This is a genomic window from Pseudomonas persica (assembly GCF_900291015.1).
In the GTDB taxonomy this organism is placed as follows: domain Bacteria; phylum Pseudomonadota; class Gammaproteobacteria; order Pseudomonadales; family Pseudomonadaceae; genus Aquipseudomonas.
In genome coordinates, this window is record NZ_OLKL01000204.1 from 1 (window position 1) to 261 (window position 261).

General features: G+C 63.6%; 1 protein-coding gene. It reads right to left on the minus strand.

The features are described from left to right. The coding region (locus FQ664_RS26280; RefSeq protein ID WP_144175912.1) for a hypothetical protein at positions 1-261 on the minus strand (261 nt) is incomplete at both ends.

Below are 261 nucleotides of genomic sequence, written 5' to 3' on the forward strand. Positions count from 1 at the left end.
ATGTAGGGCAACCCGGTCAGGCCCGGCATCAGGCACGATTCGAAGTGGTTGTTGTTCATCAACACCGACTTGCCCGAGCCTGGCTTGCCTGCAATCAGGGTGATCCAGGTGGTCTGCTGCGAGGAAAAACGCTGGTACTTGAGGATCTTGCCATCCAGGCTGCGGTAGATGGTCGACCCTTCCTGGAACGGCGAAGCTGGCCGGGTCAGCGGCAGCATGGCCACGGCATCGCCCAGCGGCGCAGCGGCCGGGTCGCCCAGG